Raw genomic sequence first — 26,944 nt, 5'->3', positions numbered from 1 at the left:
CTTGTGAAAAATTTAACGCTTATCTGTTGCACTGCTCGGCCTGGGGGTGTACAACTGAGTCCATGAGGTGTCACGACACCTTTTTTATTTAGCAGAATAAAAGTCGATTTGACTAAAAAGCAAAGATTGAGGGCAACGGGTAATGAAGAAAGTGCTAATTATTGGTGGTGGCCTAGCTGGCTGCTTTGTGGCAACGCGGTTGCAGGACACTTGCGCAGTGACGATCGTGACCAAAGGCGACCGGCGTGAAAGTAATTCAATGTTGGCTCAAGGCGGTATCGCTGCTTCACTAGACCCTGGCGATTCGCCGCAGTCCCATGAAGAAGACACAATGAAAGCTGGCGTTTATCACAATGATGAGGCGGCGGTCAAGCAGTTGGTCACGCTTGGGCCCAAACTGATCAAGGCCTTAATTGCGGCAGGCATGACGTTTGATCGCCATCCGGATGGGCCATTGAGCTTCGGCTTGGAAGGCGCGCACAGCCATCACCGGATTTTGCATGCCAATGGGGATCAAACCGGGGAGGCATTGACCAGTTTTGTTCAGCAGCAACTGCATCATGTCATTTGGCAGACGCAGGTTGAGGCACTGCAACTGGTTGTCCAAAACGGCGCTTGCCAAGGGGTTCTGGTTCGGCATCTCGCCACTGGCAAGCAGGAGGTGTTGGTCGCCGATGCCGTTGTCTTGGCCACCGGCGGGCTCGGTAATCTGTTTGATTTTACGACCAATGATCGGACCGTCACTGGGGATGGCATTGCGCTGGCGGCGCGCGAGGGCGTCAAGCTGACAGATATGGCGTTTGTCCAGTTTCATCCCACGCTGCTTTCAATCGACCATCACTGTTATGGGCTCATTACTGAAGCAATTCGCGGTGCTGGGGCGATTTTAGTTGACGAAAATGACACCAAGATCATGGCAGGAGTCCCCTGTGCGGACCTGGCGCCGCGAGATGTGGTGGCCCGCCATCTGACTGCTTGGCAGGCCCAGGGACATCAGCTGTTTCTGGATATTTCTAAGGTGGCTAATTTTGAGCAGCATTTCCCTGGTGTGACCGCTAATTTGGATAAACACCACGTGCCTTTTCGCCAAACCTCCCGCATTCCCATTCAACCCGGCGCACACTTTATGATGGGCGGCGTCGCGGCGGATCTCAATGCCGGCACTTCACTGCCACGGTTGTGGGCGGTCGGTGAAGTCGCTTGCAATCGTGTCCATGGCGCCAACCGGTTAGCCAGCAACTCGCTGCTGGATTGCTTAGTCAGCGGCCAAAAAGCGGCCGATAGCATCCAGCAGATGCCTGAACAGGCGCTGTCTCCCATGACGGTCACGACACCGCCGGCGCGACCGATCCATCTGCCCGCTTTGGCGGCACTTCAAAAGCGAGCGTGGGCAGACCTTGGGGTGGAACGGACCCGCCCCCAGTTGCAAGCATTTTTGCGTTGGCTGCAGCAGTTTAACTACGCTCAGCTGGCCGCCGCTAACCTGTCTGCCGATGAACTGACACGGGCGAATCTATGCTTATGCAGTCAGCTGATCGCACAGGCCGCGCTAGCGGAACCGAAGAGCCTTGGCGCACATTACATGAAGGAGGACGCCCATGCTACTGACTGAGTTGAAGCAAAAGCAGGACTTTTATCGGTATTACGACGAAGCGCCCCAAGCGCAGATTGAGCGGATTTTGGCCATCAAAGCGCGTTTTGGTGACCGGCTGCTGTTAGTGGCGCATCATTATCAAAAAGATGAAGTCTTCCAGTTTGCTGACGCGACAGGCGACTCGTTAAAACTGGCGCAAATTGCCGCCAGTAATCATACTGCTGAAAAGATCGTTTTTTGTGGGGTGCATTTCATGGCCGAAACAGCAGATATTCTGACCAGTGATGATCAAACGGTGATTTTGCCCGATCCCATGGCTGGCTGTTCCATGGCTGACATGGCTAACTCGTATCAGCTGACGACCGCCTGGCAAGCGCTGACCGCGCAGTATGGCAGCAGTATTATGCCCGTTACTTATGTTAATTCGACAGCGGCCATCAAGGCATTTGTTGGTGAGCATGGCGGCGTTGTGGTCACATCCGGTAATGCCCCGAAAATTGTTGCCTGGGCCCTTCAGCAGGCCAAACACGTGCTGTTTTTACCGGATCAGTATCTTGGTCGCAATACGGCGATGGCACTAGGGGTGCCTGACTCGGCAATTGGCCTGTGGAATGCTCAGGATGGCCGCCTCGAAAACCCTGGTGACTATCGGGTGATCTTGTGGAATGGGTACTGTTCAGTGCACCAGCAGTTCAGTGTGGCCCAAATTGATCAGCTTCGGGCCCAGTATCCGGGGATCAAAATCATTGTGCACGCGGAATGCAAGCACGAGGTGGTGACGGCTGCCGATGCTTATGGTTCCACTGGTGATCTCATTCATTACATTCAGCAAGCGCCGAAAAATACTCGAATCGCAGTTGGCACTGATAACAATCTCGTGGGTCGGCTGATCAAAACCTACCCTGAAAAGCGAGTGATGGCCCTCAACCCGTATTCATGTGCTTGTATTTTGATGAACCGCATTGATTTGCCGCACTTGGCCTGGACGATGGACCAGTTAGCTGCTGGCAAACCAGCCAACGTGATCACCGTTGCGCCGCAAACCGCTCAGTGGGCCAAAAAGGCGCTTGATCGGATGCTGGCGCTTAGTTAGGAGATAAAATGATTTATTTTGATCATGCTGCAACAACGCCGATGAGCAAAGATGCCCTCGCGGCTTACAATCAGGTTGCCCAGGACTATTACAGCAATCCCGAAAGTCTACACGAACCGGGCACGGCCGCAGGGGGCTTGGTGCAGGAGGCCCGGCAGTCAATCGCCGACCGTCTGCATGTCGCTCCGGACAGTTTAATTTTTACGAGTGGCGGTACCGAGGCCAATCAGTTGGGTATTGAGGCGTTGGCGGCGGCAAGTGCAAGGCGGGAGCTGTTGATCAGCCCACTTGAGCATTCCTCGGTGTACGAAATTGCTAGCAGGTTAGCCAGCACCCAGGGCTTTCGCGTCAAGGAGCTGCCTGTCGATCACCATGGTCAGGTGACGCCTGCTGGCCTTAACAGTGCGATTTCTGCCGATACAGCACTGATTATTGTCCAGGCGGTGAATGGCATCACGGGAATTGTGCAGGAGATCACGGCACTGAACAGGGTGGCGCAGACGCATCAGGTGCCCTTATTTGTGGATGCTGTTCAAGGAATCGCCAAGGTGCCATTGGCGTTAAGCACAGTGGCGGGCTTTTCTGTGAGTGCCCACAAGTTCAATGGGCCCAAAAGTTGTGGCTTTTTATCTCTGGCGCCGACCGTGCCGTCTAAACCGCGCTTCAACCACGTTTTTCAACAGAATGGGTACTTGCCAGGGACCATGGATACCGCTGCGATTATCAGTGCTGAGACGGCGTTTGACGAGGCGATGACAGCGCAGCCGAGACTTTTTGACCATTTAACGACGCTCAAAAGCCAACTGCTGGCCGGGCTTGCACCTTCCATTACGCCGGTCGCACCATGGGCGGCTTATCCCGGAATCATTGGGTTGATCCTGCCCCACACGCAGGGGCAAGAAGCGGCCACTTGGCTTGGTCAGCACGGCATTTGCCTGTCAACGGTGAGCGCCTGCAGCATTAAGGACCCCCGCCCGGACAAGACGCTGCTGGCATTGGGCCTAACCGCGGCATCGGCTTCACGCTTTATTCGCCTTTCACTGGGGATGAGCAATACCGCTGAAGAAGTGCACACCGTGGTTGCGGCCATCAACTCCGCTTATGCCTGAGCGGCAGTCGATGGGGATTGCCGCAAAAAAATCACGTGGCTTGACCACGTGATCATCACCCCTTATTTGGTGTGGGGATTGTCTTCATGTAAGTTGACGAGATTCGGTAAGCGGGTTTGATGCTGATTGGATGTCAGCGCCAAGATGTAGCCGTTTTTTACGCGCAGTTTGTACGTGATCCGCGGTTTTAGACGCAAGGGCCGGCCTTCCGCATCAAACACCGGCAACGGCCGTTTTTTGATGTCAGGCATAATCATCCCTCCTTAACTCTATTATAGCAGGGGTGGCAAGTCACCGAACCTTGGGCTGGGCTGTGGACAATGGTACAATGTTTTTGATGTTTTGACTCGGCCGGAGCGTTCCGGCACTGAAAGCGTGGAGGACATAATGGATCAATTTGGAATCAGTGAACTGGCTGACTGGCTAGAGGCGCACAATGATCAGTTATTGGATAAGGCGGAGATGATGCCGACGGACAAAGTGCTGGCCGGCGTGGACTACCTGAAGTTGCTCGCTCAGCCGGCCGCTGCGTACCTGGTGATGAAACAGGGCACGTATGACCGCGAAGAATCCGATCACAAGCTCAACTTGATGGCGGATGACCAGGCGCTGGCGCAGGTGGAGGACCGAATCATGGTCAACCATGTGGATGGGTCCATCACCAAAGATGAGCTCAACTTTACTTACAACCATGAGCCGGTGTTCGAGGACGGCTACGAGGCCAAGAAGGACTTAAACATTGTTAAGTTCGGCCTGGAGGTCATCGGCGCGGTGGCAACCTCGGGCCATTTGGCGACTGTGACTGCCGCGCTGTCCAAGGATGCGGCAGTGACGTTGATCGTCGCCTCGGCGCGCTTTCGGCAGTGGCAGGAGGCCAAGTGATTTAGGCTGGGTCTGGCATCAGCCAGTCTGAATCGGTCAACTGATGCAGCCTTGTCGACACTGGAACCCACAAGTGAGCTTTGAGAATAGCGCTGATGGCCTGCCAAAACGCGGGGTCATCGCGCTGTTTTTCGTTGGTTTCAATGGTCAGTGACGACCCGTTCTCTGTGTGGGCAATGATTTTCGGGTATTTGATCGTCTCGAGCTGGGCGGCGACGACATGCTTTTGATTCAGTTCCATAAAACTCATCCTTTCCGCTTTCGATAAATTCATCTTAGCGACGGGATGTGCACAATCCTCAGCGAAATTGTGAAGTTTGTGCGCTTTTACACTTAAGAAATCGTGTCGCGGATACGGTATACTTAACGCATTAACGATTCAGGGAGGAAACTATGGCTTCAGTTGCTCGGTTGACTGCTTCAGATGAGGCTGCGTACTACGCGCTGGCCCGTTATGCCTTTAACTTACCGCAAAGCGCAAGTCGGGACCGCGCGTTTGCCAGCCTGTACGCGCATTCCAGCGCTTGGGGCGTCGGTGAGCCGCTCGAAAGTGGGGTGCTAGGTACTCATTTTGAGGTCGATTTTGCGGGCACTACGTATCAAATGAGTGGGCTCGGCTACGTGGCCTCCTATCCAGAAACCGCCGGCAACGGCGGGATCAGCGCCATCATGAAAGAAGCCTTCAAGGATATGCGGGCAGCAGGCGAAACGCTGTCTTACTTGGCGCCTTTTTCCAGCACTTTCTATCGCCGGTTCGGCTACGAAGGTGCGTTCGATCAGGTTGAGCACATCCTGCCGGCTGCCGCTTTTCCCAAGGTCCCGCAGCGCAGCGCCGAGATCACGGTGCACCGGGTGCCGTTTCGGGCGGCAATCACAGCGATGCAAGAAGTATACGCGCGCAGCTTGGATGCGACCCGTGGCGGCCTGCGGCGGGCCGACTGGTGGTGGCAGAACCTGGCCGACCATTACCCGGCGCGCGAGGTCGCAGTGGCAACGCTGGGGGACCGGCCCACGGGCTATGTGATTTACCAGCGCGACCCGGACACGTTCCGCATTGTGGAGCAGTTTCACGACGACCTGGACACGCTGCTGGCGCTGGCCCGCTTCATTGGCGGCCACCGCACGGCGTATCGGCGTTTCGTTTACACCACTGGCAACCCGGAATCGCTGCACGATTTGCTGCCGGACCCCAGCCAGCTTCAGACTTCGGTTCACGCGTACATGATGGCACGGATCGTGGACGTGGCCGACTTCATGCAGCGCTATCCGTATCAGGTGACGGATCTGGCGCCCACGCTGATTGCGATTACCGACGATTACATTCCCGAAAACGCAGGGGTGTGGTCGCTGGCCCTGGACGATGGTCAGACGACGTTCGAAAAGGCGGCCGGCACGCCGCAGATCTCATTGTCGATTCAACAGCTAGTCAAGGCGACGTTTGGCGTCCGGCCACTTCAGGATGCCTATAACCTTGGCTTGATCGACGGCGATCCGTTCACCATCACCAGCGTCGGTGCGGCTTTCATCAGCCGTCAAGCGCAGCTGTATGATTACTTCTAAGTGAATTCACCAATACCGCTGATCTTATGGCGGTATTTTTTTGCCCATATTAACCGCTTTCTCATCAGATTTTGACTGCCGGTTCACCGAATCTTCCGGCCCATTCCCGTACACTAAACCAGGTTTGTGATTTCAGGTTAAAAGTAGGGGGAATCTTCATGGAAGAAAGCAAAAAGCTGCGCTGGTACAACGTTGCCCTGATCGCCTTCGTGGCCGTGTGGGGCCTGGGCAACGTCGTCAACAATTACGCCCAGCAGGGTCTTTCCGTGGTCACTTCATGGGTGCTCATCATGCTGCTGTATTTTGTGCCGTATGCGCTGATCGTCGGCCAGCTGGGATCGGCATTCAAGGACGAAAGCGGCGGTGTGTCCAGCTGGATCAAGCGAACATCGACGAAGCGCCTGGCCTATTATGCGGCCTGGACCTACTGGGTGGTGCACGTGCCATATCTGGCGCAAAAGCCGCAGGGTATCCTGATTTCGCTGAGTTGGCTCTTTAAGGGCAACGGTAAGTTCGTCAACGAGGTATCTTCGATCACAGTGTCGTTGATTTGCCTGGCGCTGTTTCTCGCGTTCCTCTGGTTATCGTCGCGCGGCTTGACCACCCTGAATCGCATTGGTTCTGTGGCGGGGACCGCGATGTTCATCATGTCACTGCTGTTCATCATTCTGGCGGTGTCTGCGCCGTTCATGGTGAAAGGGACACCAATCGCCACGCCGCGCATGGACCGGCTCAGCACATACCTGCCGAACTTCAACCTGAATTACTTCACCACTTTGTCGATGCTGGTGTTTGCCGTTGGCGGCGCGGAGAAAATTTCGCCATATGTCAACAGCACGAAGCACGCCAGCAAGGAATTTCCGCTGGGGATGCTAGTGCTGGCTGGCATGGTCGCCTTGTGCGCGATCCTTGGCAGTTTTGGGATGGGCATGCTGTTCAACTCGCGCCACATTCCGCAGGATTTGATGGCCAACGGGGCTTACCTTGCCTTTGCCAAGCTCGGTGGGTACTACCACGTCGGCAACTTGTTCGTGATCTTGTACGCGCTGGCCCAAACGATGGCGCAGATATCAGCGCTTGCGTTTTCAATCGATGCGCCGCTGAAAATCTTGCTGGGCGACGCGGACCCGGCCTTTGTGCCGCGCGGGTTGCGCAAGCTGAACAAGAACGGGACACCGGTGAACGGATACCTGATGACAGGGGTGCTGGTCAGTTTGCTGATTGTGGTGCCGGCCTTGGGCATCGGCAACATGAATATGTTGTACAACTGGCTGCTGAACCTGAATTCTGTGGTCATGCCGTTGCGGTACCTCTGGGTGTTCCTGGCCTACATTCTGCTGAACAAGCACCTTGACCGGTTCAAGTCGGATTACGAGTTCGTCAAAAATCCCCGGCTGGGCATGGTGATCGGCGGCTGGTGCTTCTTCTTCACCGCGTTTGCCTGCCTGATGGGGATGATGCCGAAAATCAGTTACGCCGCTGACCCGGAGACCTGGTGGTTCCAGATGGGGTTGAACGTGGTCACCCCGCTCCTGTTCTTGGCGCTTGGCCTGATCCTGCCGGCCATTGCGCGCCGGCAGCAGCCGACTCTTGCAGGTAAATAAGTCGAAAAACGCCACCTTGCTTGCAATTGGCAAGGTGGCGTTTCACTTTTTTGGCGCTGAATCATAGGTAACGTTGATAGTCTTTTTCAAGCCGCGCATGCAGCACGGCTTTTTGCGCTTCAGAGCAGAAAGCCGCGTCGACGGCGGTGTGGTTGAAGGCGAGCAGGTCCTTCAGCGTCACCCCAAAGTTCTGGGCGAAGAGCCAGTACTCGCGCGTCAGGGTGGTGTTGGACACCGTGCGGTTGTCGGTGTTGATGGTGATCTTTGCGCAGGCTTCGTGCAAAGCGCGGTACGGAAATTCTTTGAGACTGCGCGCCGCCTTGGTCTGCAGGTTTGAGGTCAGACAGAGCTCGGCGGTGGCGCCGGCGTTCACAAACTGGTGAATCAGCGCCGGCTGGTCATAAATGGCGGTGGCATGGCCGATGCGGCGAAGGCCAAGCTGCAAGGCCTTGGCAATGTTTGCCGGCTCATGGCACTCACCGGCGTGCAGCGTTAACGGGACACTGAGCTGCTGGGCCTGCTTGATGGCTGGGGCGATGGCGGCGGTAGGGAAGGCGCCTTCGTTACCGGCAAAATCACCGCCGACCAGGCCGTGAGTCAGCAGCGGGGCGGTCAGCTCGAACATGTGCCCCGTTGTCCCAAGTGGCAGCTGGCGCATTCCGCACACCAAGGCGCGGGCGATGATGTCGAACTGGCTCATCGCGCGGTGCAGCCCAGCAACGACCGCGGTAGTGGCTTCGGCGACGGACAATCCTTCGTCAGTCGATTGGTTGGGGGCAAAGCGCACCTCAATGTAGCGGACGTTTTCGGCGGCGGCCTGAGCCACCACGTCATACGCAGCCATCTCGAGGGCTTCTTTGGACTGAAGCAGCGGCCGAATGAAGTCAAAGGTCTTCAGGTAGTCCATCAGGTCTTCACTTTCCGGCGGCGCCGTCACCAGCTTGCGCAGGTCGGCGTCGCTTGCTGGTAGCGCCAAATCGATGCGTTTGGCCAGTTTGCGGATCATTTCCAGGCTCAGCGAGCCGTCGAGATGACAATGAAGCTCCACTTTACCGATGTCATGTAACACTTTTTCGTCCATGTTCGCCCTCCTTAACTACTTGCAGTGTACCATACTGGCCCGGCTGGTAATCGGTTTCAACACGCTTTTCGGATTCTGCTACAATAGATGTATCACACAGGAAAGCAGGGATCGCGATGCGCATGGTGGATCTGATCGCGAAAAAACGCGACGGCCAGACACTGACCAAAGAGGAAATTAACTGGATGATCACAGGCTACGTCAAGGATGAGATTCCTGACTACCAAATGAGTGCCTTTCTGATGGCGACATACTTCAAAGGCATGGGGGACGCGGAACAGGCCGAACTGGCGCTGGCGATGCTCAATTCCGGCGACCGGCTGGATCTCTCGGACATTCCCGGCATCAAGGTCGACAAGCACTCGACTGGCGGGGTCGGTGATAAGATCAGCATCCCCTTGACGCCGCTGGTGGCGTGCCTCGGCGTACCGGTGCCCATGATTTCTGGGCGCGGGCTTGGTCACACCGGCGGGACGCTGGACAAGCTGGAAAGTATTCCAGGGTTTCGCGTGGACTTGTCCGAGCAAGAATTCAAAGCGCAGGTCGCTACCATTCACCAGGCCATCGTCTCCGCTTCCGGCGACCTGGCTCCGGCGGATCGGCGCCTCTACGCGCTGCGGGACGTCACCGCCACGGTGGAGTCGATTCCGCTGATCGCCAGTTCGATCATGTCCAAGAAAATCGCCTCTGGCACCAATGCGTTGGTTTTCGACGTCAAGGTCGGCAACGGCGCGTTTATGAAAACCGAGGCGCAGGCGGAAAAGCTGGCGCAAGCGCTGGTGGCTATCGCCAAGCAGGCAGGGGTCAAAAGTGTGGCGCTGCTGACGAACATGGACCAGCCGCTGGGGATCACGATCGGCAATTCGCTTGAAATTGCGGAAAGCATCGCGATCCTGAAAAACCGCGGCCCCAGGGATGTCCGTGACCTGACCGTGACCTTAGCCGCTCACATGCTGGTGCTTGGCGGCAAGACCCAAAGTCTCGAACAGGCCATTGGCATGGCGGAAGACGCCCTGCGCGACGGGCGCGCCTTAAATGCCTTTAAACAGCTGATCAAGGCGCAAGGCGGCGACCCGGCGGTGGTGGATGATCCCCGTCTGCTGCCTCAGGCGAAGTACCGCGTGGACGTCAAGGCGACGCAAGCCGGCGTCGTGACTGGTATTGACACGGATGCGTTGGGGTTGGCCGCGATGCGCTTGGGCGGCGGCCGGGCGCAAAAGGATGACCAACTCGATTTGGCGGTGGGCCTGGTGTTACACAAAAAGCTTGGCACCCCTGTCAGCGTTGGGGATACGCTGGCGACACTGCACACCGACAGCCAGGACACTTCCGCCATTGAACAGGCGGTGCAGCGGGCTTTCACAATTGGCCAAAGCGCGCCGGCCAAGTTCCAGCTGATCAAAAAAGTGATTCAAGGCTAAGCAAGGCACGGTTTTCCGGCAGGGAAATCGTGTTTTTTTATAGTCCTGGTGCTAAACTGGAACCGTACAAGTGTAAGCACTTTTTTCGACGTGGGGGACGTCGCAAATTTCGGTGCCAAATGCGGCACCGCAAGGAGGTTATGGCGATGATTGCAGGGTTGTCTGTACTTAGTCTTGCACGGTTTCAATTTGCCATGACGACTGTTTTCCACTTCTTCTTCGTTCCGTTTTCGATTGGGATGGCGCTTGTCACCGCAATTATGGAGACCCGATATGTGCGTACGAAGAACGAAATGTACAAAAAAATGACGAAGTTTTGGGGCAGGATCTTCCTGTTGAGCTTCGCCGTTGGGGTCGTCACCGGTATTATTCAGGAGTTCCAGTTCGGGATGAACTGGTCGAATTACTCCCGGTTCATGGGAGATATTTTTGGGGCGCCGCTGGCGATCGAAGCGCTGTTGGCATTTTTCATGGAGTCGACGTTCATCGGCCTGTGGATGTTCACGTGGGATCGCTTTAAGCCCGCCGCCCACGCCGCGTTGATTTGGTTTGTGTGGCTCGGCACGACGCTGTCGGCAATTTGGATTTTGAGCGCGAACTCGTTCATGCAGCACCCGACCGGGTTTGCCATTAATCAGGCGACTGGCCGCGTCAAGCTGGTCAACTTCATGGCCGTGATCAGTAATCCCCAGCTGTGGGTCGAGTTCCCGCACGTGGTGTTTGGCGCCTTTGTCACCGCGGCGTTTGCCGTTTCAGGCATGTCCGCCTGGCGAATCCTCAAGCACGATCACGTTGAGTTCTACAAGAAATCCATGCGTATCGGTCTGACCATTGGGCTGGTCGCCTCAATCGGCGTGGTCGCGGTCGGCGACTTGCAGACACGGTTTATGATGAACGATCAGCCGATGAAGTTTGCGGCCACTGAAGGAATTTACAAGGATACCAAGGATCCGGCGCCATGGGCGGTCGTCGAGTTGATCGACACCAAGAATCACACGGTCAAGGATAACGTCGATGTGCCCTACCTGCTGAGCCTTTTGTCCTATCACAAAATGAGCGGCAGCGTCAAAGGCATGGACACCGTCAACAAGGAGCTGGAGAAGAAGTACGGCGCGAACAAGAATTACTACGTGCCGGTCAAGACGCTGTTCTGGTCGTTCCGGGTCATGGCCGGGATCGGCACGGGCCTAATTATCGGGGCTGCGGCTGTTTTGTGGTTCTCCCGCAAAAAGAAGGACACCATTGAGAACAAGCGGTGGCTCCTCTACCTGACGGGGCTGGCGCTGTGGCTGCCATTTATTGCCAACACCGCGGGCTGGTTCATCACCGAACTGGGTCGTTACCCGTGGGTCGTGTACGGGTTGTACACGATCGCCGATGCGGTATCGCCGACCACTACCGCTGGCGAGCTGTTGTTTACGAACATTGTTTACTTCCTGATTTTCAGCCTGCTGGGCGGGGTGATGATTTATTACAGTCACCGCGTACTGGTAAAAGGGCCGGATGGACCGCTGGACACCGATTACGGGGTCGCCAAGGATCCGTTTGCTAAGGAGGCGTTCGCAAAATGAGCGGCTTACAAATTCTCTGGTTTCTGTTGCTTGCGGTCTTGTTTATTGGCTTCTTCTTCCTGGAAGGGTTTGACTACGGCGTTGGCATGGCCACTAGGCTGCTCGCCCACAACGAGGACGAGCGGACCCAGTTGGTCGCCACGATCGGTCCGCACTGGGATGGCAACGAGGTGTGGCTGATCACCGCCGGCGGGGCGATGTTCGCATCGTATCCGCTTTGGTACGCCAGCCTGTTCTCCGGATTTTACATCCTGTTCTTCCTGGTGTTGTTCGGGCTGATCATTCGCGGCGTGTCGTTTGAGTTTGCCGCTCATGCGGAAAGCGCGCGCGGACGCAGTATCTGGCGCTGGGCGCTGTTCTGCGGCTCACTGATTCCGCCGTTCATCCTCGGAATGATTTTTACGGCGATCATTCAGCCGCTGCCGATCGACGCGCAGGGCAATGTCTTTGCGACGCTGGGCAACCAGATCAACCTGCTGACAATCGTTGGCGGGGTGGCCGTCACGCTGATGTGCTTCATGCACGGGTTGAACTTCATCCGGCTGAAGACCACCGGTCCGCTGCGTGCACGCGCCCGTCAGTACAACCAAGTGCTGTCCTGGGTGCTTTACGCTGGTGAGGTCGTCTTCGCGCTGCTGGTGTTCTTCTTCACGGACTTCTTTGCGAAGCGGCCAATTTCCACCACGCTGATCATTTTGCTGATCGTCTGCGCGGCGGTGATCCAGCATTACGGGGTGCTCAAGGACAAGGAACTGGTGTCGTTCATCGGCTCCGGCATGGGGCTCGCCTTGGTGGTCGGCTTGATCTTCAACGGCCTGTTCCCACGGGTGATGATTGCGCAAAACGCGGCGCACTCGATCATGATCGCCGACGCGTCGGCCAGTCCGCTGACGCTGGAAATTATGACCGGGGTCACCTGCGTGCTGCTGCCGATCGCGCTGGCTTACTTCATCTGGAGTTACGTGGTCTTTCACAAGCGCATCGCACCAAAAGGCAATGCCTGATGTTTAGGTAATCAAAGGAGTTTACAGTATGATCGACAAACGACTGATGCGTTTGCCGGGCATGCGCACGATTATGACAATGCTTGCCGGGCTGGCGCTCGTGCAAGCATTTGTCATTTTAGGCCAAGGTCACTTTCTGGCCGCTGGTATCGTGCACGCCTGGCAGCGCAAACCACTGACCGGCATCTGGGTGTTCGTGATCGGGTTCGCGGTCGCCTACACCTTGCGCCAGTTCATCACCTGGATCCGGAACGTGATCGCCGAGCGGTTCGCTCGCAAGACTGCGGGTAATCTGCAGCGTCAGCTCTTGGCCAAAGTGTACGCCCTGGGACCGGCCGAAGCGGCCACCGAAGGCACCGGGAACTTGGTGACCATGGCGCTGGACGGCATTCCAGAAACGCAAAATTATATTGAACTGATTTTGAATAAAATTCTCAACATGATGATCATTCCCTGGGTGCTGCTTGTTTACATCTTCATGCAGCAGCACCTGACCGGCATCGCGCTGCTCATCATGTTTCCGGTGATCATCCTGTTCATGATCATCCTGGGCTACGCCGCCCGCGATGAATCGCAGAAGCAGTACGCCGGCTTTCAGTCGATGTCCAACCAGTTCATCGACTCGCTGCGCGGGCTTAAGACCTTGCAGCTGATGGGCATTTCCAAGCAGTACGCGGACAACGTCTACCAAGTGTCCGAGCGCTACCGCAAGCAGACGATGAAGGTGCTCAAAATTGCGATGTTGTCGAGCTTTGCGATGGACTTTTTCTCGACGCTGTCGATTGCCATCGTTGCGGTGTTCATGGGCATTGACCTCCTGAACGGGACGCTGGCGCTGTACCGCGCAATGGTCGCGCTGATTCTTGCACCGGAGTACTTCATGCCGATCCGCGAGTTCGGCAACGACTATCACGCCACGCTGAACGGCAAGAACGCGATGAATGCGGTGCTGACGGTGCTGGCCCAGCCGGTGCCGACGCCCACGCCAGGGCTGCCGGAGCTGACCGGCTGGGACCACGACGCAACGCTCGCGGCTTCACACCTGAACTTTACCTACCCTGGGCGGGACACCGGCGTCACCGATGCCAGCTTCTCGCTGCATGGCGGACAAAAGGTCGCCATCATCGGGCCCAGTGGTTCTGGTAAGTCTACGCTGCTGAACCTGATTGGTGGGTTCCTGCAGCCGGCTGAAGGTTCGACACCCTTTACGCTTAATGGGCACGCGCTGCCCCATTTGGCCCAGCCGGCCTGGCAGGACCACCTGTCCTACATTCCGCAGGCGCCGTACATTTTTGCGGCCTCCATTGCGGAAAATGTTAAGTTCTATCGCCCAACCGCCACTGCGGCTGAGGTGGCCGCGGCGGTTGCCCAAGCCGGCCTGACCAGCTGGCTTGAGACGCTGTCTGAGGGGCTGGAAACACGCATTGGCGAAGGCGGTCGGGGGATTTCCGGCGGTCAGGCCCAACGCATCGCGCTGGCCCGGACGCTGCTGGATACCAAACGACAAGTCTGGCTGTTTGATGAACCCACTGCCCACTTAGACATTGAAACTGAGGCCGCGCTGAAGGCGACGCTGGTGCCGCTTTTCAAGGACCGGCTGGTGATTTTTGCCACGCATCGGCTCCATTGGCTCAACCAAATGGACTGGGTGATCGTCATGGCAGAGGGCAAGATCGTGGCCCAGGGGACACCGGCGGACCTGCAAGCCCACTCGCAACCCTATCAAGCCTTGGTTGCAGAAATGCGAGGTGAGTTCAATGTTCAAAAATGACACTTGGGTCAAACCGGACCTCCGTCGGTACAAGAATCTGTTGTTCTGGTCACTGGCCCTCGGCGTACTCACCTATTTCTGCGCCGGCGCGTTGATGTTCACCTCGGGTTACCTGATCGATTTTGCGGCCACCATGCCGCTGTTTGCCGCGATTTACGTGCCGGTCGTGCTGACCCGGGCGTTTGGGATCGGGCGGCCAGTGTTTCAGTACTTGGAGCGGCTGACGTCGCACAATTGGGTCCTCAAGATCACGAGTCACATGCGCCGCAAGTTATACCAAGTCCTCGAAACCGACGCCGCGTTTGTGCAGGAGCATCACCAAACCGGTGACATCCTCAGCCTGCTGAGCGACGACATTGGACACATTCAAAACATGTATCTGCGCGCGATTTTTCCAACTGTGGTCGCCGGCACCTTAACGCTGCTGATCACGCTGGGGCTGGGCATCTTTGACTGGCGCTTTGCGCTTTGGGTCTTGCTGCTGTTGCTGGTGCAAATCGTACTGATCCCGTGGTGGGGACTGCTGATTGAAACCAAACGCAAACTGCGCCAGAAGGAGCTCACCCAAAAAGCTTACGTGGATCTGACCGACGCCGTGCTTGGCCTTTCTGACTGGGCCATTACTCACCGCCAGGACACGTTTGTGGCCCAGGCCAGCGCGGCGACCGCCAAGTTGGCCGTGTCGACTCATCACTCCAAAATGTTTCAGTGGGCCCGCGATTTTGTCTCAGATTTGTTCTTTGGCGCGATTCCAGCCAGCTTGATGGTCTGGGCGAGCTGGTATTTTGCCGGCACGCAGCTGACCGCGGACTGGATCGGGGCCTTTGTCCTCGTGATGTTCCCGCTGTCCATGGCCTTTTCCAACGTGGCCCAAGGGATCGGCGAGTGGCCGACGTACAAGACGGCGCTGGCTCACCTGAACGGCCTGAAGCCCACCACGCGCAGTCTGCCCAAGCAGTTGGCCGCGCCAAAGAGCGTGGGGGCGCTCAACGTGCAAAATCTGGTCTTCCAGTACGATGCGGACAGCGAGGTCCTGATCGATCAGCTGGCGCTGACGGTGAAGGCCGGCGAGAAGCTCGCCATTTTGGGCCCCAGCGGCATGGGCAAAACCACGCTGCTTCAGCTGATCTTAGGCGACCTGACGCCGACGCGCGGGGCGGTCACGCTGGATGGTGTCAACGTGTTGCAGTACCAGGATCAGCGCACCAAGTTGTTTGCGATCCTGGACCAAAGCCCATTTCTGTTCAATACCTCCATTCTGAACAACGTGCGGCTCGGCAACGAGTCCGCCAGCGATGAAGACGTTCAGCGCGTGCTTAAGGAAGTGCAGTTGGATGAGCTGATCGCCGGTCTGCCGAAAGGGATGGACACTCCGGTCGAAGAGGCGGGGTTTGGCTTTTCCGGTGGGGAGCGCCAGCGGCTGTCACTGGCTCGGATCCTGCTTCAGGACGCCCCCATTGTGCTGCTTGATGAGCCAACGGTGGGACTTGATCCCATTACCGAGCAAGCGCTCTTGGATACGATGTTCAGGGTGCTGGCCGGTAAAACCGTGCTGTGGGTGACCCATCACCTGCAAGGGGTCAGCCAGTGCGATCAGGTGATCTTCCTGGAAGATGGCAAGTTGACGATGGCCGGCAAGCCGGCGACGCTGATGGCGAATAACGAGCGGTACCAGCGCCTGTACGCACTGGATGCCGGTGATTAAGTCAAAAAATGACCAGTTGGCGTGAATCGTCAGCTGGTCATTTTGGCATGCGGGCAGCGTAAGGTTTACTTGGTTCTTGCCAGGAGTCGTTTTGTCAGGTCACGCAGCTCGTCGCGCGCGGCCCCGGCCGGAAATGCCGCCAGTGCCGCCAGTGCCTTGCTGGTGTAGGCCGTGGCGAGATTTTCTGCGGCGGGGACCCCGGTTTGGGTGATCAGCGTGGCGGCCTGCAGCAAGGCCTGGTCTTCAGTCCCAATCTGATCAAGCAGGGCCGCCAGCGTGCCGTCGTCCTGTTGCAAGGCGTACAACACCGGCAGGGTGTAGATGCCGTTTTGCAGGTCTTCCAGCCGCGGTTTTTGCGTCTGGGTCGGGCGGCCGGTGAGGTCAAGCAGGTCGTCGATCATTTGAAAGGCCATGCCGACGCAGCGACCGTAGCGATATGCGGCGGTTTGCTCGGCGGCGGAGGCACCAGACAGAGTTGCACCTTGGTAAGCGGCCAGGCCGAACAGCGCCGCCGTTTTGCCGCTGATCTGCCGCAAGTACTGGTGTACCGTCAGTTTGGTGCCGCGGCTGACGGCGTTTTGGTCAAGCTCGCCCATGAAAATGCGGTGCATGATGCGGGCGTTGGTGCCGACGTTGTCGACGGTAGGTGCGGCTTCTGCCAGCAGTTCAAAGTAGACCGAGAAAAGAAAGTCGCCGGCGTAAATGGCAGCCTTGTTGCCGGCAGTGGCGGTCAGCGTCGGCATGCCGCGGCGCGTGGCCGCCGTGTCCAACACGTCATCGTGCTCAAGGGTGGCCAGGTGCAGGGCTTCGATCGCCGCACCGGCCGAAATCAGGGCCGGATTGTCAATGCTATGGAAACGCGCTAGCATGAACATGAGCCCACTGCGGAGCATTTTGCCGCCGGCTTTCACCTGCGCCTGCACGCGGGCGTTGACCGGCGGCACGCGCAGGCGGGTGCGGTCTGCCAGGCGGGTCTGCACCAAGGCGAGTTTTTCATAAACTTCGGGATACTGTTGCCACTGCGGCTGGACCATCACGTTGACCTCCACTTTGTACGTCAACTCTACCCCAGCCACTTTAACAGTGTCAACGCTAAGACCGAGGATTAGGGGGAAAGAATTTGAAGCCAAAAGTGTTTTTTGAACTGGTTGAGATCAAAGCAAAAACCGCGTCCGTGTTTCCTTTTCTGATGGGTACGCTGTACGCTTGGTATCATTATCACACCCTGCACCTGCCGGAGCTGATCGTGTTTTTTATTGCGATGCTTCTGTTCAATATGGCCGTGGACGCCAACGACAACTACCAAGACTACCGCCGAGCCCAGCGTGAGGAGGCCGAGGCCTTTCGCAAAAAGACCAACATCATCGGCCGCGAGCACCTGAATCCAAGTATGATTGGCTGGCTGATCGTGGGCATGATGACAGTCAGTGGGGCGTTGGGACTCTGGATGGTGACCCGGACCGGATGGCCGCTGCTATGGCTGGGTCTGTTTAGCTTCGCAGTTGGCTATTGCTACGCCGGCGGCCCGCGCCCGATCTCAAGCACCCCGACCGGTGAGCTTTTCTCCGGTTTTACCATGGGATTTGTGATCTTCCTGATTGCCGTCTACGTGAATGTGTTTTCGGTCGTCACCTTTAACTGGGCGTTTGTCTGGCCGGTCCTGCTGGCCTCGGGCCTGGCGCAAGGCGCCATCGCCGCGCTACTGCTCGCGAACAACATTGCCGACGAGGAAGAGGACAAACAGTTGAACCGGCGGACAATCGTGTACTACCTGGGCCGCAAGCGTAGTCTGACCTTCTTTGCCGGACTCTACACGGTGGGGTACGCGGCTTTGATCATCGCCGTGTGGATGCGGATTCTGCCGGTGCTGACGTTGCTGACGCTAGTGACCGTGCCCATTGTGGTGCGCAACGTGCGGACCTTTGCTAAGCGGCCGGTGAAAACCGAAACGTTCCCACTGGCGATCAAGAGTCTATTTCTGACGACGCTCGCGCAGGTCGTGTTCATGGGGTTGGGCGTGCTGGTGAACTTCTGATTAAAATGAGTGGCGCCGACGCGGCGCCGCAAGGAGGACAAGATGAGACTGCTGCCGAATATTTCGATTCGCCGTTTTGCCAAGGCTGATCTGACCCAGTTTGCCGAGTGGGTACGGCCTCAGTTGCCGGCCTCGGCGCTGAATCTGGCCGTGATCACGGATACCCATGACCGGACCGCCTTTTCGCGCACCTACTATGGGCCCAACGGCTACTGGCACGTGCAGGAGCAGCACTGGCTGGCCGGCGAGCTGCCGGTGAGCTGGCGCATTCACTTGGGGGATCTGGTTGACGGCTCGGAGCCGGCGTTTATGACCATGTGGCGGCTGCGCAACATCGCCGCGGACTTCAAAGCTGACGATTTGCCGTTTGTGATCGCGAAGGGCAACCATGACGATAATGACAAGTACGCCGAAAAAAATCGCCGGTTTGCCGGCAGTTTTCACCCTTGGGTGTTTAACGACACGGTCTTTCGCCCGATGACGCAGCAGGTTGGCGGCCCGGCCGTGACCCGCCATGGCCTGTCCTTCTTCGACGCCGGCACGGTGCGCGTCATTGTCCTGAACACCTCGGATGTGCCGGTGCGCTGGGTGGGCGGCCGCCGCAACTATGATTTAAAGAAGACCCTGGCCGTCACCGCCGAGCAGCTTCAAGAGCTGAGCGACGCGCTGGCTGGGGCTGGCCGCCGCGACGTGCTGATCATGGCACACGCGCCGGCGATGGTGCGCAGCGGCAAGCCGGGGCTGAAGTTCAACGGTCGCCCGCTGCACGAGTTGTTGCGCGCCTTTAACGCCAAGCTCACCGGCCGGGTCGAATGCGGCACTGATCCTGATTTTGGCGGCAGCGCCCGGTTCGATTTCTCGCAGACGAGCGGCAAAATCATTGCCTATCTGGCGGGGCACTGGCACACAGAAGAAGACTACCGCGTGAACGGCCTGCATTACAGCCTGCTGAACTGCTCGGCGCTGATGGGCCGGCTGCACGGGTTGACGACTAATTACAACCGCAAGTGGAACCGGCTGATCAACACGCCCAGCGAGTATGCAGGGTACATTGTTTCCATTGACCAGGAGGCGCGAATGCTGCGGGAATTCGGCTACGGCGCGGCCAGCCCGCTCCGCCAATTCCGCTACTGACGAGCGCTGGAAAGAACGCAATTTTTCTTCAAAAAATAACGGCGTAAGCGCTTGCACCTTTTCGCGGACCATGGTATATTATAGATGGAGTTAAGGGATGTCACTCGGAGAGATCCAAGCACTAGCACCATCAAGACCTGCTCGAAAGTGCCGGTTGTCCAACACATGATTAGAGCCAAGACACAGTTGATTCTGTGCCACCAAGTGAACTACCTGATAGAACCAGAAAGTTGTCAGTTTAATGGAGGTGTGAGTCTGTTAAAGAGGCTCAATAATCCAAGCGGAATGGCGACGAGATAAAGGTGCATATCGGTTGAATAAAGTAACAACACACAACGCCAAGTTATCTGGCAGCACCAAAGTACTTCAAGTTGTCGGACCGTACAAGTGAATAAGAGATATTAGAGGTGTCGCAGTATCCAAGTTTCTAGTAAGCAACTTAGCAGTACCGAGGATCACCTTAACTCTTAAAGGGCTTCGAATCGTGATTAGTGCAAGATCCGATTTGAAGCCTATTTTTTTGTGCTTTTTTCGGATTGCCGAGGGCGCACGGGTCCGTTATCATGGAGCCAAAGAAGGCGAGCTGGATGCAGCAGGCGTTGGAAGCAAAATTGAACGAGGCGGATCCGCTGACGTTCACAGGGGCCGACGTGGCGTGGCTCATTGCGCATGTTGGAGATTTGGACGGGCACATTCGCGACGACCTGACCTTCACGCTGATTGCGCGTGGCGTGTTGGCTGGCGGTTTTACAGCCGCGCAACAACGACGGGTCAACGACGCAATCGTTGCCTCTAAACAGATTTTCTCCGGCATTGACGCGCCTCAAAACAATGCCGTTTTTCTGCGCAGTTTCACCGCGTTAATCGGGTCCTGCATCTTGCAGGCGGATGCGCAAAGGCCTTTTTTAACCCGCACTGACCGTGGCCTGTGGTTTCAGTGGGCGTTGGAGTACCTTTACCGCGAGCGTGACTGGCGCGGCTATGTGGCCGGCCACGGCTTCGCCCACGCGCTGGCGCATGGCAGCGACCTTTTGGCGGCGGCGCTGGCCCATCCGCTTTTTGGGTCTGCCCGACAGGAAGTGGTGCTGGGCACGGTCCGCGCCGTGCTTGACCGGATCATTCAACCCTTGGCCGAGGATGAGGAGGAGCGCCTGGCCAATGCCTTGAAGCAGGGACTGCAGGCCCATACTTTGAGTCAAGCCACCCTGACCCATTTCTTGACGGCCACGGATCAGGCCCTGTGGCAAGGCGCCGACTCAGAGCGGGCGGCGGGTTATCGCCTCAGTGCCTGGAAGCGGGTGCTTCAGACACTTTATTTTCTCGCGCCGAGCCTGCAGCAGGCCTGTTTACCTCTGCTCAGGCATTACTACCGCGAAAATGGCTACCTCGAAAGTTAGTGGCTTGACGGACTTTTTCCCTCATCGGCTCGGTGCTTTCGGCGCGAGCGATTAGTCCCTTAATGCCGACTGGTGCGGTATAATCAAGGGGAAGCTTCAGCCCGCGGCTTGCCGCGGTCAAACCAAGGAGGAGTGCACATGGCAACTGAACAGGATTTTGAAGTTGAATCAATGCATTACAACCGGCTGCTGCTTGCGGTTGATGACGACGATGACGACTCATCACACAAGGCGTTTAACTACGCGGCAACGCTGGCCAAAATCTACAATATCCCGCTTGGCATCGTCTCGGTCCTGGAAACCGGCGATCTGAACATTTATCAATCGCTTTCCCCGGACTTGTTAGCGGACCGGCGCAGCCAAATGGCCGCCCACCTGAACACCTACGTCGAAAAGGCGGAGGCGTTCGGCGCGCAAGACGTTCAGCCGCTGATTGGGGAAGGCAAACCAGCCGCCGTCATTCTCGACGAGATCGTGCCGGCCTTCAAGCCAGACCTGATTGTTTTGGGCTCGCACGAGCGGCGCGGCCGCTCTCGCTTGGGGCATGTCGCCGCGGAAATTGCGCGCGAAGCGGATGCCTCGGTGATTATTGTTCGTTAACCGGCTGCCGGCAGTGATTGCCGGCTTTTTTGTCAGGTGTGCGAAGCAACCTAGCCATTCGTGCGTTGTGAGTTCGAACTTAGTCGGAGGTCATGGTGAAATATTCAAATGTCGTTATCGGCCGCGTCGTTAAGCGCGTGAGCCGCTTCACGGTCACGGTCGACCTCAAGGGAGAGCACGTGGCAGCACACCTCAGCAACACTGGCCGCAACAAGGAACTCCTGCTTCCCGGCGCGCCAATCAGCGTGCGCAAGGCTGACAATCCTGCGCGCAAAACGCCTTACGACATTCTGGCCGTCCAGCGCGCCCAGCGGTGGATCAACATCGATAGTCTGGCCCCGAACCGCGTGGTGAACGCCGCGCTGAATGACGGCAGCTTAGTGCTGCCGGCGTGCGTCGAACCTTATCAGGTGCGGCCGGAAACGACCTACCTGGACAGCCGGCTGGATTTTGCGGGTCAGGATGCAGGCGGTCAGGACTGGTTTGTTGAGGTCAAAGGCGTGACCTTGGCCAACGGTCCGCGCGCAGCGTTCCCCGATGCGCCGACCGTCCGCGGTCTGAAGCATGTGCACACGCTGACGCATGCGGCCCAAAGCGGCTACCGCGCCTTTCTTGTGTTTGTGGTGCAGCTGCCTGGCATTACCAGCATGACGATTTTCAAGGCTCGGTTTCCGGAGCTGGCCCCTGCCATCACAGCAGCCAAGGCCGCCGGCGTGCAGTTCATCGCCATGACCTGCCACACGGGGCCGGCTGAGATTACCCTCGACCAGCCAATCTTGTTCGATGAAAACTTGCCATTTGAAGAAATCAAACTGGATTAAAAAAGCTCGGCGCCGCTTCCTCAAACTTTTGAGCGAAGCGGTACCGAGCCATTTTTTAGTTAGGCAGCTTGTTTTCCAGCATGGTCAACCCCAGCAGTAGGCCGACCACGCCGACCGCCGCAAAGACGAAGAAGGTGGCCGTGAAGCCGGCATTCTGGCTGCCAGTCGCCGCCTGGACAGTACTCAGGATCATGGTGGCCACGGCAACGCCGGTGGAGCCGAGCAGCTGGCGAATCGTGGTGGTCACCGCGGTGCCGTCGGAAATCAGCGATTTGGGCAGCGCATTGGCGCCAGCGGTCACCGCCGGCATCATGACAAACGCGTTGCCGGCCTCAGTGAACATGGCGCCAATGATTGCGACAATCAGCGGCATGCGGCCGACGAGCAGCCCCAGCATGATGAACCCGATGACAATCAGGCTCATGCCGATGGTGACCACGCGCCGCGGCCCAATTTTATCCAGCAGCGACCCAGCGCGCGGATTCAGCAGGCTAAGCAGGACCGCGGCAGGGACTAGTGACAGCCCGGAGATCAGCGGGGAGACCTTCAGCACGTCCTGGAAGTACAGCGGCATCACAATGGTCGTGACGATCAACGCAATGTAGGAAATGCCCGTCATCAGCACCGCTTTAGTGAACAGCGAGGTTTTGAACACGCGCAGTTCCAGCAGCGGCTTTTTCATCTTCAACTGGCGGGCGGTGAACCAGAGCGCGGCCAGCACCGAGACGATCAGGATGGTCCACAGCGCCGCGTTCATGCCGGCGTGGGTGGCTTCAGACAGTACGTACAGCAGGGCCGGGAAGCTGGCGGCGAGGATCACCGACAGCCAGTCCAGCGTGGACAGGTCCTTGGGCATCACATCGGTGATCGTGACAGTGGAGGCTGCCAAGACCATCAGCGCAACGATCAGAAACAGGGCGAACAGCGCCTGCCACGGGAAGAAGCTGAGCAGCACCCCGGAAATGATGGGACCGACCGCTAGGGCCGAACCCATGACCAGACCGGCGAGGCCCATGGTCCGCCCGCGTGCTTCGCGCGGCGTGATCGTCAGCAGCACGGTTTGGTAACTGGGAAAAATGATCCCCACGGCCAAGGCCTCCATTAACCGCCCGATCATCAGGACCGTGAAGCTTGGGGCCCAGATGCAAAAGACCGTTCCCACCGCGAACAGGGCGACAATGCTTTGAAACAGCCGCTTAAACCCAACGTTGTTCAGCAGCCATGGCGAGACTGGAATCATCAGGCTCATCACCAGCATGAAGCCGGTGGTCAGCCAGGAGACGGTGCTGGCGCTGAGGCCAAAGCTTTTCATGAAGGCTGGATAGGCGGTACTCAGCGATGACTGTGAGATCGACATGGAAAACGTGCCGGTCAGCAACGTCACGATAAACGCGGTGTGCTTGGTGCCTGAAACCGATTGTGATTGCGACAAAAAACTCATCCTCTCTAAATGCTTTGGGTCACTTATTAGGCAACCCTTAATCCCGAGTTCAATTATAACTGTTCCAATTTGCAGCGCAAGTGGCTTCGTTGTGCTCAATTAATTTACGGGTTATAATCAGCACAAGAGTCAGTTCAAACCAGTCTGTGGGAGGTAGTAGGATGGCAAAAGCGCCAAAGCAGCCGAAGAAAAGTTCGAAAGCCAAGACGTGGGCGTGGCGCGTCTTTTTGACCCTGGGGCTGTTGCTGGGCCTCGCACTGGTGTTCAACGAGCAGATCAAGTTGTTCGTGGTTGACTGGATGAGCCGCTCGACCTTGAGTGCGGTCGACAAGCAGTCAGTTGAAAAGAACAATAAGAAGAAGGCCACGTACGATTTTTCAAAGGTCAATGATCTGGACCTGGGGACCGTTGGCAACGCCGCGATGAACACGAAAAACGCCATCGGGATGATCGCGATTCCCAAGGTTTCGCTGCGCCTGCCAATCATGAAGGGGCTGGCCAATGACAACCTGTCTGTCGGCGCTGCGACGATGACCGCAGACCAGAAAATGGGTGAGGGCAACTACGCCTTGGCCGGGCATGACACCTCGCACAAGGGCGTGCTGTTTTCACCGCTGGGTTACGTTAAAAAAGGCGATAACATTTACCTGACCGACATGAAAAAAGTCTACCGCTACAAGGTGACCCTGAAGAAAAACGTTGATCAGTACGAGGTGCACTGGGTCGATCCTGTGCCGAACCAGAAGCTGATTACGCTCATCACCTGTGAGGTCAGCACGGCCAGCCGTGCCGACCGCATTATGGTGCGCGGTGAGCTTAAAAAAGTGTCGAAGGCGACCAAGAAGCACCTCAAAGTCTTTAAAGCGGATAAGTGACTGCTGCGAAGCGTCGGCAACTGAGCCGGCGCTTTTGTGCTTGCTAGGGTATAATAACGGCTGATGGGAGGGGTTTGATGACCAAGTATGAACGGTTTGTGGCGAATGTGAAACTGCGGCGCTGGGTGGTGCTGCTTAGCTTAGTGATTGTTCTATGGCTGGTGCGCTCGGTGATGAGCACCATTTTGCTGACGTTCATTTTCTCGTTTCTGGTGACCCGCCTGATCCGATTGATTCGCCGGCGCGTGCACTTGCCCGCCATGGTCGTAGTGGTGCCGCTGTACCTGCTGATCATCGCCGGCATGGCGTACGCGGTGATTCACTACGTCCCGGCAGTGGTGGCGCAGACGATTCATTTGGTCAACTCCGTCAGCGATTTTTACAACAGCAAGGCCTTTGCGAATAACAAGGCCATGCAGTGGGTCGTGCAGGCCGCCAACCAGATGAACCTGAACGAGCAGATCAAGACGTCGGTGACCGCGCTGCTGCAGTACGCCGGGAGCCTGACTGCAATGGGCGTGACGTTGGTGTTATCCCTGATCCTCAGCTTCTTCTTTTCGATCGAAATCGATGAGCTGATGCGCTTTGGCCGCAATTTCACGAATTCGACGTTTGGCTGGTACTTCCAGGATGTCACCTACTTCGCCAAGAAGTTTATCGATTCCTTCGGGGTCGTCATCGAGGCGCAGCTGTTCATCGCGCTGGTCAACACGGCCATCACGACGGTCACGTTGATTTTCCTGAAAATGCCCAACATTCCCAGCTTGGCGGTCATGGTCCTCCTCCTGTCCCTGATTCCCGTCGCCGGGGCGCTGATCTCGGTGGTTCCACTGGCCATCATTGCCTACACTGTCAGTGGGTGGCAGGGCGTGCTCACGATTATCATCATGATCATCGTCATCCACCTGCTCGAAACTTACGTGCTGAACCCGAAATTTATGAGCAGCCGCACCAAACTGCCGGTATTCTTCACGTTCGTCGTGCTGATGGCGGGCGATTGGTTGTTTGGCACCTGGGGCTTGATCGTCGGCATTCCGATCTTCACGTTTATCTTGGATCTGCTGGGCGTCAAGAAGTTGCCAGACACGAAAAAAACGCCACCCGCTAAGGCCGCGCCGACTAAATGAGCCATCAACCAGCCGCAACGGGCTGGTTTTTTACTTGCGATGAAAAATTTTATGCAACAACCCGGCGATGATGGCAATGCCGCCGCCAATCAGCAGCAGGTCCATCAGGCCGTGCAGCATCGACAAGGCGGTGCTGGCATCGACGGCGGTGCGCAGGGCCGGACTGTTGACGTAGACGAGAAAATAAACAATGCTGAGCAGCCACAGCACGACCACGGTCAGCCACCAATATTTACGCATAAATTCGCCTCCGCTTAGAGTTTACCAGAAATCTGGCCTTGAGGATGCCACGGCGGGTAAAAGGCGTCGCGCTTTTTCTGCAAATGGTGTATCATTAAGTGTCGAAAACAGCTGTGAATGCAGCAAAATTAAAAAGTGAGGTAATCTCTCGATGGCAAAATTAGTGCTTATCCGTCACGGTCAAAGTGAATGGAACCTGTCCAACCAGTTTACCGGCTGGGTCGATGTTGACCTGTCCGAAAAAGGAACTGAAGAAGCGAAGGAAGCAGGTCGTCGCATCAAGAAGGCCGGCCTTGAATTCGATCAGGCGTACACTTCCGTTTTGACTCGTGCGATCAAGACTTTGCACTACGCACTGGAAGAATCCGACCAGCTCTGGATCCCAGAAACCAAGACCTGGCGCCTGAACGAACGTCACTACGGCGCTTTGCAGGGCCAAAACAAGGCCGAAGCAGCCAAGAAGTGGGGCGATGAGCAGGTTCACATCTGGCGTCGTTCGTACGACACTTTGCCACCGCTTTTGAGCGCTGACGACGAAGGCTCTGCTGCTAAGGACCGTCGTTACGCGAACCTCGACCCACGCATCATTCCTGGCGGCGAGAACCTCAAGGTCACGCTGGAACGGGTTATCCCATTCTGGGAAGATCACATTGCGCCAGACCTGCTTGACGGTAAGAACGTCATCATCGCTGCCCATGGCAACTCACTGCGCGCCTTGACCAAGTACATCGAAAACATTTCCGATGAAGACATCATCAACCTGGAAATGACCACTGGCGAACCTGTTGTTTACACATTCAACGACAAGCTGGAAGTTACCGACAAGGTTAAGCTCAGCAAGTAATTTCAGTCTACACCATCAGCCGTCTGCTTATGCAG

The 26,944-nt window shown here is 56.9% G+C and carries 25 protein-coding genes; 19 read left to right on the top strand and 6 right to left on the bottom strand.

Going from position 1 to position 26,944, the window contains the following annotated elements; translation table 11 throughout:
• Positions 1-142: 142 nt before the first annotated feature.
• From nadB to FC75_RS05890, 3 genes are read left to right on the top strand one after another with little or no spacing between them, the layout of a single operon-like run.
• Positions 143-1,612: an L-aspartate oxidase gene (gene nadB / locus FC75_RS05900; RefSeq protein ID WP_054662229.1), complete on the top strand. Its 1,470-nt coding sequence runs from the start codon at positions 143-145 to the stop codon at positions 1,610-1,612.
• On the top strand, positions 1,599-2,687 hold the full coding sequence (nadA, locus tag FC75_RS05895; RefSeq protein WP_054662168.1) for a quinolinate synthase NadA: 1,089 nt from the start codon (positions 1,599-1,601) through the stop codon (positions 2,685-2,687). Before nadB ends, nadA begins: the two co-directional genes overlap by 14 nt.
• 8 nt (positions 2,688-2,695) lie before the next feature.
• Complete coding sequence (locus FC75_RS05890) at positions 2,696-3,796, top strand: cysteine desulfurase family protein (protein WP_054662171.1); 1,101 nt, start codon at positions 2,696-2,698, stop codon at positions 3,794-3,796.
• A 62-nt stretch (positions 3,797-3,858) separates the two neighbouring features.
• Here the strand turns inward: FC75_RS05890 and FC75_RS05885 are convergent, their stop codons facing one another.
• Positions 3,859-4,047 carry a hypothetical protein gene (locus FC75_RS05885; protein ID WP_056989382.1) on the bottom strand — a complete coding sequence of 63 codons (189 nt, stop codon included), beginning with the start codon at positions 4,045-4,047 and terminating at the stop codon, positions 3,859-3,861.
• 136 nt (positions 4,048-4,183) lie between these two features.
• Here FC75_RS05885 and FC75_RS05880 point away from each other — a divergent pair, with 136 nt between their 5' ends.
• Entirely contained in the window at positions 4,184-4,678 is a 495-nt protein-coding gene (locus tag FC75_RS05880) for a hypothetical protein (protein ID WP_056989381.1), read from the top strand.
• A gap of 1 nt (position 4,679) precedes the next feature.
• Here the strand turns inward: FC75_RS05880 and FC75_RS05875 are convergent, their stop codons facing one another.
• A complete protein-coding gene (locus FC75_RS05875; protein WP_054662174.1) occupies positions 4,680-4,919 on the bottom strand; it encodes a hypothetical protein in 240 nt (79 codons plus the stop codon).
• A 152-nt stretch (positions 4,920-5,071) separates the two neighbouring features.
• Between FC75_RS05875 and FC75_RS05870 the strand changes: the two genes are divergently transcribed.
• On the top strand, positions 5,072-6,238 hold the full coding sequence (locus FC75_RS05870; protein ID WP_054662177.1) for a GNAT family N-acetyltransferase: 1,167 nt from the start codon (positions 5,072-5,074) through the stop codon (positions 6,236-6,238).
• Positions 6,239-6,396: 158 nt separating this feature from the next.
• Positions 6,397-7,842: an amino acid permease gene (locus FC75_RS05865; protein ID WP_054662180.1), complete on the top strand. Its 1,446-nt coding sequence runs from the start codon at positions 6,397-6,399 to the stop codon at positions 7,840-7,842.
• Between the two features lie 61 nt (positions 7,843-7,903).
• Here the strand turns inward: FC75_RS05865 and add are convergent, their stop codons facing one another.
• Positions 7,904-8,923, bottom strand: a complete 1,020-nt coding sequence (gene add, locus FC75_RS05860; protein WP_054662183.1) for an adenosine deaminase — start codon at positions 8,921-8,923, stop codon at positions 7,904-7,906.
• Positions 8,924-9,039: 116 nt separating this feature from the next.
• Between add and FC75_RS05855 the strand changes: the two genes are divergently transcribed.
• The 5 genes from FC75_RS05855 (at position 9,040) to cydC (ending at position 16,395) form a co-directional block, all read left to right on the top strand.
• Complete coding sequence (locus FC75_RS05855) at positions 9,040-10,344, top strand: pyrimidine-nucleoside phosphorylase (protein ID WP_054662186.1); 1,305 nt, start codon at positions 9,040-9,042, stop codon at positions 10,342-10,344.
• A 146-nt stretch (positions 10,345-10,490) separates the two neighbouring features.
• Positions 10,491-11,915 (top strand): cytochrome ubiquinol oxidase subunit I, encoded by a 1,425-nt coding sequence (locus FC75_RS05850; protein WP_056989380.1) that lies wholly within the window; start codon positions 10,491-10,493, stop codon positions 11,913-11,915.
• A complete protein-coding gene (gene cydB, locus FC75_RS05845; protein WP_054662188.1) occupies positions 11,912-12,919 on the top strand; it encodes a cytochrome d ubiquinol oxidase subunit II in 1,008 nt (335 codons plus the stop codon). The genes FC75_RS05850 and cydB overlap by 4 nt, the downstream gene beginning before the upstream one ends.
• Before the next feature lie 28 nt (positions 12,920-12,947).
• Positions 12,948-14,690 carry a thiol reductant ABC exporter subunit CydD gene (gene cydD / locus FC75_RS05840; RefSeq protein ID WP_056989379.1) on the top strand — a complete coding sequence of 581 codons (1,743 nt, stop codon included), beginning with the start codon at positions 12,948-12,950 and terminating at the stop codon, positions 14,688-14,690.
• Positions 14,677-16,395, top strand: coding sequence for a thiol reductant ABC exporter subunit CydC (cydC, locus tag FC75_RS05835; protein WP_056989378.1), 1,719 nt, complete (start codon positions 14,677-14,679; stop codon positions 16,393-16,395). Before cydD ends, cydC begins: the two co-directional genes overlap by 14 nt.
• A 65-nt stretch (positions 16,396-16,460) precedes the next feature.
• Here cydC and FC75_RS05830 read toward each other — a convergent pair whose 3' ends face one another.
• Positions 16,461-17,429 carry a polyprenyl synthetase family protein gene (locus FC75_RS05830; protein WP_056989377.1) on the bottom strand — a complete coding sequence of 323 codons (969 nt, stop codon included), beginning with the start codon at positions 17,427-17,429 and terminating at the stop codon, positions 16,461-16,463.
• 86 nt (positions 17,430-17,515) lie between these two features.
• Between FC75_RS05830 and FC75_RS05825 the strand changes: the two genes are divergently transcribed.
• The 5 genes from FC75_RS05825 to sfsA all read left to right on the top strand — a co-directional run bounded on the left by FC75_RS05825 (position 17,516) and on the right by sfsA (position 22,382).
• Positions 17,516-18,430, top strand: a complete 915-nt coding sequence (locus tag FC75_RS05825; RefSeq protein WP_056989376.1) for a 1,4-dihydroxy-2-naphthoate polyprenyltransferase — start codon at positions 17,516-17,518, stop codon at positions 18,428-18,430.
• Positions 18,431-18,472: 42 nt separating this feature from the next.
• A complete protein-coding gene (locus FC75_RS05820; protein WP_056989375.1) occupies positions 18,473-19,564 on the top strand; it encodes a metallophosphoesterase family protein in 1,092 nt (363 codons plus the stop codon).
• A 563-nt stretch (positions 19,565-20,127) separates the two neighbouring features.
• On the top strand, positions 20,128-20,961 hold the full coding sequence (locus FC75_RS05815; RefSeq protein WP_082397678.1) for a DUF2785 domain-containing protein: 834 nt from the start codon (positions 20,128-20,130) through the stop codon (positions 20,959-20,961).
• Between the two features lie 138 nt (positions 20,962-21,099).
• Entirely contained in the window at positions 21,100-21,561 is a 462-nt protein-coding gene (locus tag FC75_RS05810) for a universal stress protein (RefSeq protein ID WP_054662194.1), read from the top strand.
• Positions 21,562-21,656: 95 nt separating this feature from the next.
• Complete coding sequence (sfsA, locus tag FC75_RS05805) at positions 21,657-22,382, top strand: DNA/RNA nuclease SfsA (protein ID WP_056989397.1); 726 nt, start codon at positions 21,657-21,659, stop codon at positions 22,380-22,382.
• A 55-nt stretch (positions 22,383-22,437) separates the two neighbouring features.
• Here the strand turns inward: sfsA and FC75_RS05800 are convergent, their stop codons facing one another.
• Entirely contained in the window at positions 22,438-23,823 is a 1,386-nt protein-coding gene (locus FC75_RS05800; RefSeq protein ID WP_056989374.1) for an MFS transporter, read from the bottom strand.
• Positions 23,824-23,984: 161 nt separating this feature from the next.
• Here FC75_RS05800 and FC75_RS05795 point away from each other — a divergent pair, with 161 nt between their 5' ends.
• Together FC75_RS05795 and FC75_RS05790 are read left to right on the top strand one after the other, a co-directional pair.
• Positions 23,985-24,698 (top strand): class A sortase, encoded by a 714-nt coding sequence (locus tag FC75_RS05795; RefSeq protein ID WP_054662200.1) that lies wholly within the window; start codon positions 23,985-23,987, stop codon positions 24,696-24,698.
• 77 nt (positions 24,699-24,775) lie between these two features.
• Positions 24,776-25,825 carry an AI-2E family transporter gene (locus tag FC75_RS05790; protein ID WP_056989373.1) on the top strand — a complete coding sequence of 350 codons (1,050 nt, stop codon included), beginning with the start codon at positions 24,776-24,778 and terminating at the stop codon, positions 25,823-25,825.
• Positions 25,826-25,855: 30 nt separating this feature from the next.
• On the opposite strand, the gene FC75_RS05785 is transcribed toward FC75_RS05790, so the two are convergent.
• Entirely contained in the window at positions 25,856-26,065 is a 210-nt protein-coding gene (locus FC75_RS05785; protein ID WP_054662206.1) for a hypothetical protein, read from the bottom strand.
• A gap of 151 nt (positions 26,066-26,216) precedes the next feature.
• On the opposite strand from FC75_RS05785, the gene FC75_RS05780 reads away from it, so the two are divergent.
• Positions 26,217-26,909 (top strand): 2,3-diphosphoglycerate-dependent phosphoglycerate mutase, encoded by a 693-nt coding sequence (locus FC75_RS05780; RefSeq protein ID WP_054662209.1) that lies wholly within the window; start codon positions 26,217-26,219, stop codon positions 26,907-26,909.
• The last annotated feature ends 35 nt before the right edge of the window (positions 26,910-26,944 follow it).

The sequence above is a fragment of the Lacticaseibacillus camelliae DSM 22697 = JCM 13995 genome (assembly GCF_001436615.1).
Taxonomy (GTDB): Bacteria; Bacillota; Bacilli; order Lactobacillales; family Lactobacillaceae; genus Lacticaseibacillus; species Lacticaseibacillus camelliae.
This window is presented reverse-complemented; position numbering and strand designations above follow the sequence as displayed.